This is a genomic window from Bacillus sp. JJ783, assembly GCF_036963225.1.
Taxonomy (GTDB): domain Bacteria; phylum Bacillota; class Bacilli; order Bacillales; family Bacillaceae_G; genus Bacillus_A; species Bacillus_A cereus_U.
The window spans coordinates 31152-40015 of record NZ_JBALMG010000048.1; the positions used below are offsets into that span (position 1 = coordinate 31152).

Sequence of the window (8864 nt, forward strand, 5' to 3'; positions counted from 1 at the left end):
TGAAATAATTTTATTATGTAAACAAAGGGCGCTTATTAGAAAGCGTCCTTTTCTTTTAATGATACAGGATTTCCTATTTGTGCCATTGAATATAGATAAAAATAAGAAAGGAAGATGAACAAATGACTACAATATATTTTGTTCGCCACGCTCACTCTACATATACAAAGGAAGAAAGGGAACGTCCCTTATCTGAGAAGGGTTGGTTAGATGCACAAAACATAACAAGCTTGTTAAAAGATGAGAAGATTGATGTTGTTATTTCTAGTCCATACGAAAGAGCGATTCAGACCGTTGAAGGAATTGCGAATGCAAATAAACTATCAATACAATTGGAAGAAGATTTACGGGAAAGGTTATTAAGTAAAGAACCAGTACAGGATTTTAATGATGCTATTCAGAAGGTGTGGGAAGACTGGACTTTTGCATACGAAGGCGGGGAATCAAATGATGTAGCGCAAAGGCGTGCTGTATTATGTATGCAAAATATATTGGGAAAATATAAAGGAAAGAATATTGTAATAGGCACTCATGGGAATATTATGGTTTTACTTATGAATTATTTTGATTCGAAATATGATTTTCAGTTTTGGAAAACACTTCATATGCCTGATGTGTATAAATTAACTTTTAATAGTAATCGTTTCATTTCTGCTGAAAGAATAGAGAGAATAGGTCATCGGATAAACATTTTGTAAAAGTTTATCAAAAAAAGAGGAAAGAGAGAAGGTATTGTAGAAGTATGACTTTGTAACATAAAAAATATTGGTTAAAGGAGGCTGTTTACATGTTTGAGAAAGAGAAAGAAGGGCTTATTGAAGTTCACAACGTATATGAAATCGCACCAGCAGATGGAGCAATTATAGGTATGGCAACGGAAGAAGAAATGGAGATTGCTGCTGAACTAGAGTTACAGTACTATGCCCATTCTCGTTTATTAGAAGCAAATATTCAGTTAGACGGTTCCTCCTATAAAGAGTTACTTCAGGAGTTCCAGGAGTACGAAAGAAAATCAATGAATTTTTGGAGAGCAATACATAAACGTTTAGCTGTGCCATGGGCATGGGTACTACGTATTGATGTTGCGAATGGTCCTATATATGTAAGCAATGGGAGTTCGTATTATGAAGAAGTTGATGATGGCGAAGAAGACTATGAATAGATAAGTAAGGAAGCAGCTTTAGTTGCTTCCTTTTTTTGTGTGTAAAGATTGAATGACTTGAATGATAATATCTGGTCGATCATATTCTATTCCGTGACCAGCATGTTCGGCAAGAATATATTTGCTGTTTATTGAGAGGTGTAATTGTTCACGAATAAGTTCTTGCCACATATCTTCAAGTTGTGTGGCTTCTTCTTTTGGCATACCGCCCTCAATCAATTGAGCAATAGAATATTGAGGATCTCTACCGATAACGATTAATGGTATTTCTAATGTTTTATGTTGTTTTTTTATTGAGCGAGCACAATATTTCCACTCGGACAGTTCAGAAGCTGTCGCTTTATATAATGAAGGAGATGTAGAAAATTTGATATGCTGTTTTGTTGTATTGATGAGCATAGGTTTTAGCTCAGTATAAAGCGCGTCTGCATCCATGTTGGAGTAAGTATGATATTTTTGTAGCCAAATATCGTCAGAATCAGTTTGATCAGAAATCGGTAAATGAAGCTCATCTAATCGGTGTAAGTTCATGGAAGTAGAATCAACTAAAATAAGTGCTTTAATTTGATCCTCATGTAATATCGCAAAATGTTGTGCGCATAAACCTCCATAGGAATGACCAATTAAAATGATTGGCTCGTAAATAGCTAGTTCATGTAGCAGCATATGTAGTTCCTTTGCAGCTTGTATTGTTGTACGTGGATTAGTTCCTAGCTCACTTTCTCCGTAACCTGGGCGATGATATGAAATGACTGTAAAGTTTTGTGAAAGCTTTTCTATAATAGGAAGCCAATCATAAAATGAGCATCCCATTCCTGTTTGAATGACTACAGTTTGTTTACTACTACCTCTCATATATACTTCTACATTTTGTCCAAATATCTCTACTGATCTATTAATAGTAATTCCCCCTAAGCTTGAAATACTTTTTGGCAAGTAAAGACGATACACCAGGCACATATGCCAAAGAGTATAGATGTACTAAGTGAAAAGGAGTTCTTTAAACCGATATAAACAATAAATAATAGTAGTGCAGATGCAGGAAATCCATATAATACGCCTAAAGCGAATTGACTTAACTCCTGTTTACTCCCACCTTCGAAAGAAATCCAAAATAAACTAAGTAAACTAATAAGAGGAAGAGCTGCGATAAAGCCGCCTATCGTACTATAATGTTTAGCGACTTCAGTAATCACGCCGATAATAAGTGCCGAAACGATGACTTTAACGAGGAAATGCATATTTTGCCTCCTTCGCTAATAAAGAAAAGGCTTTTTCGATTAATTGTTGTTCTTCTTTTGATAACTGTGATTCTAATATTTTTATCTTTTCTTTATCTAGTAAAGTATGCTTTTCTAATACTTCCATTCCTTCTGCCGTTAATGTAAGGTTCACAACTCTTTCATCTTGTTTATTTCTTTCTTTCATGATAAATCCTTTTTGAATAAGACGTTTTACATGTTCGGACGCTGTGTTATGAGATAAACCAAGTTCAGAAGCAATTTTTCCAATTGTTATATCTTTCTCACGGGAAACGATTTGTAAAATACGAATTGCTTGATGAGAAAGATTGTCTTCATATTCATAGCGTAAGTGGTAGTATATTGTCTCCCAATGTGGATTAATGTCTTTCATATTAAAATTCCCCCTAATTTTTATATCGTACTATAAGATATATTCGTCTTGTAAGAATTAAAATCCTGTTATTTTCATAATAAATGTTGAAAAAGTTTATTTTTATTGAAATATAAGGTAATCTATGTGTAAAGGTATACATTTAGCAAGAGAGAGGATGATAGCTGTGAATACATTTAAATGGATTAGTCATGAAAAGATGTATGTAGATCAAATACATGTTGAAAAATGTGGTCCTCTTTCAGTCGGCGTATATGGAGGAAATCAAGAGAGTGATGCATATGAAAGAGGAGATGCAGTGCTAGCTTGGTGGGATCCGAAATTAGAATTTGAATTTGTTATGATTTTTGATACACATCATAAAACAAAAAATATACATTATATAATAGAAGCGATTTCAGAAAGAGAAGAACAACTAAAAGAATTATTTTCATATCCAATCCATTTAGCTTTTCATCATACCCATATGTATTTATTAGCGTTATTTACAGATGAGCTATTTATCGAGAAATGTGACCAAGATGATGAGGAACTTGCATGTTTAATTTGTTTACGAAAAGGCGAGTTCTTATATTGGCTATCAGTTGGTGATTGCTTCGCGTATTTATTCCATTCAGAGCAAACGGAAAATGGAAAAGGTAGGCTAAATAAGCGTAAGAACTATCAATATATAGGAAGAAAAAATGTTTTTGCAGCGAATACCCCTTGTTTTACATCAGGGATAAGGGGATTAGAAAAAGGTCAGAATCACATTGTAATGGCAACAGATGGTATTTTAGAATGTGATAAACGAAAGTTTGATGATGATCAATCTTTAGTAGAAATATTACACGACGGAACTTGTTTACAGATTGAGCCTGTATTAACAAATGTACTTCAGTGGAAAGGTAGAGATTGTGCCACTATTATTGGATGGTCCATCGATACTGAAGATAGACAATGTGCCAATTAATAAATGAAAGGGAGTTCAAGGGTTTTTGTCCTTGAACTCTTTTTTGTTAAGCGATATGAATATGATACGTTTTTAACCATTCATTTACTTGTAGCATATACTCCATAGCACTTCTTGCTTCAAAATTGTTAACCACTTTATTACTTTGATCAGCAATTGCAAGTAATATGGAATGGTTAATAAGTGAGAAAACAGGATTGTTTTTATTGCTGCACATATCAAGTGTTAAATTACGGATTGTTTGTAAATAATGTGGATCTTGTGAAGTAGGATAAGCGCTTTTTCTTCTATTTCGCACATCATCAGGTAAAGCAGGTTTCAGTGCTCTACGTAAAATACCTTTTTCAATATTATCAATACTTTTTATGTTGAAAGGAACGTTCCATAAATATTCAACTAATATAAAATCGCAAAATGGTACACGAACTTCAAACCCTACAGCCATACTCATACGGTCTTTACGGTCAAGTAAGAACGGGAGAAATCTCGTTAAAAATAAATAAAACATTTGGCGTTGTTTCGCGGATTTTTTACTTTCTCCTTCAAGAGTAGGTACTTCAAGAACAGCTTCATGGAATCGTTTATTAATATAATGCTCAGGATTACATTGAGTTGTTACGTCGCTTAATAATAGAGAAGATGTGTTTTCCCAGTTTGTTAACCACGGAAACTTATCTACATATAATAGTTCTTCTTGATGAAACCAAGGATATCCCCCGAATACTTCATCAGCAGATTCTCCAGATAAAGCTACGGTTGCATCTTTTTTCATTTCGCAAAATAGTAAATATAGTGAAGTTTCCATTTCGCCAGCACTTGGTAAATCTTTTGCACGGAGGGGAACGAATAAGTGATTTGCTAATTCTTCAGCATTCACAATAATATCATGATGCGATGTCCCTACATGTTCAGAAACACGTTTTACCCAAGGAGCGTCTAAACCAGTGCGAGCAAATGTCAGCTCGAAATCTTTTGCGCTATTTACAAAGTCAACGGAATACGTATGAAGTGTTTTATTTTCCGCTGCAAATTCTTTCCCCGCTAGTGCAGTAATACCGCTAGAATCTAATCCGCCTGATAACATACAAACAAGAGGAACATCGGCAATTAATTGTCTTTTTACTGTATCTTGTAAGATAGATAAAATATGTGAAGATGTGTCTTCGATAGATTCTTTATGGACCTTACTTTCTAAATTCCAATACTTCTTAACTACCTTTTTATCACGTGTAAAAGATATAAAATGTCCAGCACGTACTTCTTGAATATGTTTAAAGACGCCACATCCTGGAGTTCGAAATAATCCTAATCCAAATATTTCATTTATGCCATCCGCATCAATTTCAGCAGGAACAGATGGGTGAGCTAATAATGCTTTTATTTCAGAGCCGAAAATAATACTGTCATTTCTTTCTGTATAAAAAAGTGGTTTTACCCCTAAATGATCTCGTGCTAAAAACAATTGTTGCTTCCGATCATCCCATATTGCGAAAGCGAAAATTCCATTTAAACGTTGCACGCAGTCTTCTTTCCATTCTAAATAAGCGTGTAGTAACACTTCTGTATCCGAGTGAGTTTCAAAGGCATGCCCACATTTTTGAAGTTGTTCTCTCAGTTCACGAAAATTATAAATTTCTCCATTATAAGTAAGAGCATACGTGTAATCTCCGGCACGAAATGTTTTTGGCTGCGTTCCGCCTTCTGGGTCAATAACAATTAAACGTCGGTGTGCAAAGGCCGCACGAGGAGAAAACCAAAATCCTTCAGCATCCGGACCGCGATGCTGAATACTATTTGCCATCTTTTCTAAAATAACATGTTGATTTGAAAGATCCTTCTTCCAATCTATCCAGCCTGTAATTCCACACATACAAATCTCATCTCCTAATTTTAAATAGTAGATTAACGAAATAAAATGTACACCAAGTTAAAGAATGGTTATGTAAATAGTGTACTACGTTAATTAAATTGTAGACTTGAGAAAATTTCCTTCAAATTCAAAGTTATATGAGACAATAGGTAAGGAAAAGTATTCCATTACATACAAAAAATAATAAAAAAGATGAGAGAAAACTTTTTTCTGGACGTTATATAGAGTGTAAAAGCTTTTACAAAAAAATAAGGGGAATCGCTACATGAAATCAAATGAGAAAAATTTTATAAAAAGATTACAGCGACAAAAAGAAGATGCGCTAGAATTTGTTGTCGATACATACTTACCACTCATAAAGGGGATTACGCATAAAGTTCTTTTTCCAGTTCAAAATGATGGACTCATAGAGGAATGTGTAAATGATATATTTCTTTCCATTTGGAATAACGCAAATAAGTTTCATGGAGAGCCGAGTGATTTTAAAAAATGGATTGCAGCGATTGCAAAGTTTAAAGCAATTGATTATTACCGGAAAGCAACTAAAAAAGTAGAAATCATTTCAGATGAGTTTCATATAAGTACGGAAAAATCGGCAGAAGACGAATTAATCGTTATGGAAGATAGGGAAGAATTATTGAAGCTTATTAATCAATTAGAACCGTTAGATCAAAAAGTGTTCATTATGAAATATCTACTCGGTATGAAGACAGAAGAAATAGGTGACAAGTTAGGATTAACTCGAGCGGCGATAGATAATCGTGTGTATCGCGGGAAAAAGAAGCTACAACAAAATGCTACGAATATTAGTTTTGGAGGTAGTGTAATATGAAAGATATTTATGAACTATTAAATGATATTGATATAGATGAAAAAGAACTTGAGGAAATTGAGGCTTCTGAAATTGAAAAAGAAAAAGTGAAGCGTAATTTAAAACAATCTATACGTACGAAGAAAAAGGTGAAAACTTGGAAAAAAGGTGTCGCTGCTGCATCTATTTTAGTTGGATTATCAGTTGCGACACTGGGTATCGGATTTCCTACATATGCTGGGGGATTGCCAATTGTAGGTGACATATTCCGATTTTTAGATAATGGTAGAACAGGGTTATATGAAAATTATAAAGAGTTTTCGACTGAGTTAAATATGACGAGGGAAAGTAATGGGGTTAAGGTCACAATTAATGATGCTGTTTTTGACGGCAGAACTGTAGCGATAACGTATTCTATTGAAAGTGATAAAGATTTAGGAGAGAACCCGAGCATATTTGGTTTCCCACAGGTGGAAGGTTCTAATGGTTCGGGAGGAAGTTCTAAAATTACGAAAGTAGAGGATAAAAAATATGTAGGTATGACTACAGCAAGTGATCACGGTAGTAAAAGAATGGACGTTGCAAATGTTAGATGGAATATGGAAGCAATTGATATGCACGAGGAAAAAAAATCAATAAAAGGGAATTGGAATTTCGCGCTTTCTTTAAATGCAATGGATAGTAAAGAAATGAAGATTCAAGGAAGTTCTGAAAAAGAAGGCATAAAAGTAAATATAGACAAAATGGAAGTAACCCCTATGTCATTTATCATTTTTTACAATCAAGAAGAATCTAAGACATTAAGAAGTATATGGGATAGTGCAGATGTTGAATTAGAAATAAAAGATGATTTAGGAAATCGATACGTAGGTGAAGGTAATGGTGGAACAAGTACAGTAGCAGAGCCACATAAAAGTAGTTGGAGTACTACGTTCCAAAAACTGAACGAAAATGCAACGAAACTCATTATTACACCTCATGTGAACTTGCGAGTTCATACACCTGAAAATCATGGTGGAGTGGAGTATGTGAATGGGAAAGAGAAGAAAATAGAAGTGCCGAAAAAAGAAGCGAAGAGTAAAGGTATTGTGTTAGATGATATTGTCATTGATTTAAAGAAATAAAAGAAAGACTGCCTGAAACCATTAGGCAGTCTTTTTTTCGTTAAGAACTAGTAACGAGTAACGCATGCGGATGCTGCGTTTTATATTCATCTTTCCAAGGAATATGTAGTTGTTCCCACGATTCGCCGCTATCATTGGATTGAAACATGCCATTGTTATTTAAAGTGTAAAATGTGTGAGGTTCTGCCGGATTTGTCGCAAACATCGAAATGACTGTACCGATTGCAGAAGGTAGTCCTTGCTGTACTTGCTCGAAAGGAGTATCTTTCGTTTTTCGATAAATATAAGATTCATAAGGAATACGGTGATGAGCGAGATCAGCACTCGGTGCAGCAGACACGAGAATTGTATCGCAATCAGCTGGGTTGATAGCCATGCTGTATAAATAATGATGTTCAAGTCCTTCACTACATGAGATCCAGCTGTTTCCACTGTTATAACTTTCAAGATAGGCACGATCAGGTCCGCCTATAAACCCATCACCACATGATGCATAAAGGCGATTTGGGGCTTCAGGGTGCATGAGTAATTGATGAGCATCGATAGGGGCACCGAATTTTTTATCAATCCATGTATGCCCTTTATCGTTACTTTGAATAACAGCACCAGCTTCGATTGAAACGTGGATTGTATTTGGATTGTTTGGATCAATTGTAATCCAGCGTACGTGATGGGTAAAAGGTCTAGGCGGGAAAGCCCACGTATAAGAAGATAATAATGATTTCATATTTTTAAGTTCAGTCCACGTTACACCGCCATTTTCTGAACGAAATAAAGCACTAGGTTCTGTACCTACATAAACGACTCCATATCCGTTAACTTGTTCATTAGGGCTTATCGTAATGGAAGTGATTGAAGAATGTAAAATACCGTCTTCTTTCGGAAAGTCAAAGTAACGATAAGAATCTCCAATTGGTCTCCATGAATCCCCACCATCATCGCTTAACCATAGACCTCGTCCAAATGTTCCACAATATACACGATTCTTTTGAAATGGATCAACTGCAATACAAGTAGGCTGCATATTTTGTAAGTGGTAAGTCGTTTCGTAGTTACCATCTTGTTCTTTTATTACAACAAGTTCACGCTCCATACAGAGAAATAAACGTTTCATTTAAGTAACCTCCTTAAAAATTCTTTCATTAGTAAACAATATGAAAATAAAAAAGAAGTAGTCTTGTTTTTATTTGAGAAAAAGGACTTGTTTGAAAAGTAGCGAAGTGTGTATACAGAAGGAATCGGGATAAAGTGAAACTTTAATCAGTGGGGGTTTTGTTCATCCCCACTGATTATTAGCCTTCACCAATCGG

The 8864-nt window shown here is 34.9% G+C and carries 10 protein-coding genes; 5 read left to right on the top strand and 5 right to left on the bottom strand.

Annotation, left to right across the window (positions count from 1 at the left end; translation table 11 throughout):
- Nucleotides 1-122 precede the first annotated feature (122 nt).
- Nucleotides 123-698, top strand: a complete 576-nt coding sequence (locus V7038_RS10720; RefSeq protein WP_070139074.1) for a histidine phosphatase family protein — start codon at nt 123-125, stop codon at nt 696-698.
- 89 nt (nt 699-787) lie between these two features.
- Nucleotides 788-1162 (top strand): hypothetical protein, encoded by a 375-nt coding sequence (locus V7038_RS10725; RefSeq protein ID WP_335470145.1) that lies wholly within the window; start codon nt 788-790, stop codon nt 1160-1162.
- An 18-nt stretch (nt 1163-1180) separates the two neighbouring features.
- On the opposite strand, the gene V7038_RS10730 is transcribed toward V7038_RS10725, so the two are convergent.
- Genes V7038_RS10730 through V7038_RS10740 form a run of 3 tightly spaced genes read right to left on the bottom strand, consistent with a single transcriptional unit; the run spans nt 1181 to nt 2797 of the window.
- Complete coding sequence (locus V7038_RS10730) at nt 1181-2122, bottom strand: alpha/beta fold hydrolase (RefSeq protein WP_335470147.1); 942 nt, start codon at nt 2120-2122, stop codon at nt 1181-1183.
- A complete protein-coding gene (locus V7038_RS10735) occupies nt 2074-2403 on the bottom strand; it encodes a DUF3147 family protein (RefSeq protein WP_070139076.1) in 330 nt (109 codons plus the stop codon). The genes V7038_RS10730 and V7038_RS10735 overlap by 49 nt, the downstream gene beginning before the upstream one ends.
- A complete protein-coding gene (locus tag V7038_RS10740; protein ID WP_070139077.1) occupies nt 2387-2797 on the bottom strand; it encodes a MarR family winged helix-turn-helix transcriptional regulator in 411 nt (136 codons plus the stop codon). Before V7038_RS10740 ends, V7038_RS10735 begins: the two co-directional genes overlap by 17 nt.
- A 124-nt stretch (nt 2798-2921) precedes the next feature.
- On the opposite strand from V7038_RS10740, the gene V7038_RS10745 reads away from it, so the two are divergent.
- Nucleotides 2922-3749, top strand: a complete 828-nt coding sequence (locus V7038_RS10745) for a protein phosphatase 2C domain-containing protein (protein WP_335470150.1) — start codon at nt 2922-2924, stop codon at nt 3747-3749.
- Between the two features lie 46 nt (nt 3750-3795).
- On the opposite strand, the gene asnB is transcribed toward V7038_RS10745, so the two are convergent.
- Nucleotides 3796-5619: an asparagine synthase (glutamine-hydrolyzing) gene (gene asnB, locus V7038_RS10750; protein ID WP_335470152.1), complete on the bottom strand. Its 1824-nt coding sequence runs from the start codon at nt 5617-5619 to the stop codon at nt 3796-3798.
- Between the two features lie 265 nt (nt 5620-5884).
- Here asnB and V7038_RS10755 point away from each other — a divergent pair, with 265 nt between their 5' ends.
- Together V7038_RS10755 and V7038_RS10760 are read left to right on the top strand one after the other, a co-directional pair.
- On the top strand, nt 5885-6451 hold the full coding sequence (locus V7038_RS10755) for a sigma-70 family RNA polymerase sigma factor (RefSeq protein ID WP_071151116.1): 567 nt from the start codon (nt 5885-5887) through the stop codon (nt 6449-6451).
- Nucleotides 6448-7554 carry a DUF4179 domain-containing protein gene (locus V7038_RS10760; RefSeq protein WP_335470155.1) on the top strand — a complete coding sequence of 369 codons (1107 nt, stop codon included), beginning with the start codon at nt 6448-6450 and terminating at the stop codon, nt 7552-7554. The genes V7038_RS10755 and V7038_RS10760 overlap by 4 nt, the downstream gene beginning before the upstream one ends.
- Before the next feature lie 40 nt (nt 7555-7594).
- On the opposite strand, the gene V7038_RS10765 is transcribed toward V7038_RS10760, so the two are convergent.
- Nucleotides 7595-8668, bottom strand: coding sequence for a WD40/YVTN/BNR-like repeat-containing protein (locus V7038_RS10765; protein ID WP_335470157.1), 1074 nt, complete (start codon nt 8666-8668; stop codon nt 7595-7597).
- Nucleotides 8669-8864 lie beyond the last annotated feature (196 nt).

What these genes read in the sequence shown, in the direction of transcription:
- V7038_RS10720 (WP_070139074.1), top strand. Translation starts at nt 123, where the DNA reads ATGACTACAATATATTTTGTTCGCCACGCTCACTCTACATATACAAAG.
- V7038_RS10725 (WP_335470145.1), top strand. Translation starts at nt 788, where the DNA reads ATGTTTGAGAAAGAGAAAGAAGGGCTTATTGAAGTTCACAACGTATAT.
- V7038_RS10730 (WP_335470147.1), bottom strand. Translation starts at nt 2,122, where the DNA reads ATGTGCCTGGTGTATCGTCTTTACTTGCCAAAAAGTATTTCAAGCTTA.
- V7038_RS10735 (WP_070139076.1), bottom strand. Translation starts at nt 2,403, where the DNA reads ATGCATTTCCTCGTTAAAGTCATCGTTTCGGCACTTATTATCGGCGTG.
- V7038_RS10740 (WP_070139077.1), bottom strand. Translation starts at nt 2,797, where the DNA reads ATGAAAGACATTAATCCACATTGGGAGACAATATACTACCACTTACGC.
- V7038_RS10745 (WP_335470150.1), top strand. Translation starts at nt 2,922, where the DNA reads ATGTGTAAAGGTATACATTTAGCAAGAGAGAGGATGATAGCTGTGAAT.
- asnB (WP_335470152.1), bottom strand. Translation starts at nt 5,619, where the DNA reads ATGTGTGGAATTACAGGCTGGATAGATTGGAAGAAGGATCTTTCAAAT.
- V7038_RS10755 (WP_071151116.1), top strand. Translation starts at nt 5,885, where the DNA reads ATGAAATCAAATGAGAAAAATTTTATAAAAAGATTACAGCGACAAAAA.
- V7038_RS10760 (WP_335470155.1), top strand. Translation starts at nt 6,448, where the DNA reads ATGAAAGATATTTATGAACTATTAAATGATATTGATATAGATGAAAAA.
- V7038_RS10765 (WP_335470157.1), bottom strand. Translation starts at nt 8,668, where the DNA reads ATGAAACGTTTATTTCTCTGTATGGAGCGTGAACTTGTTGTAATAAAA.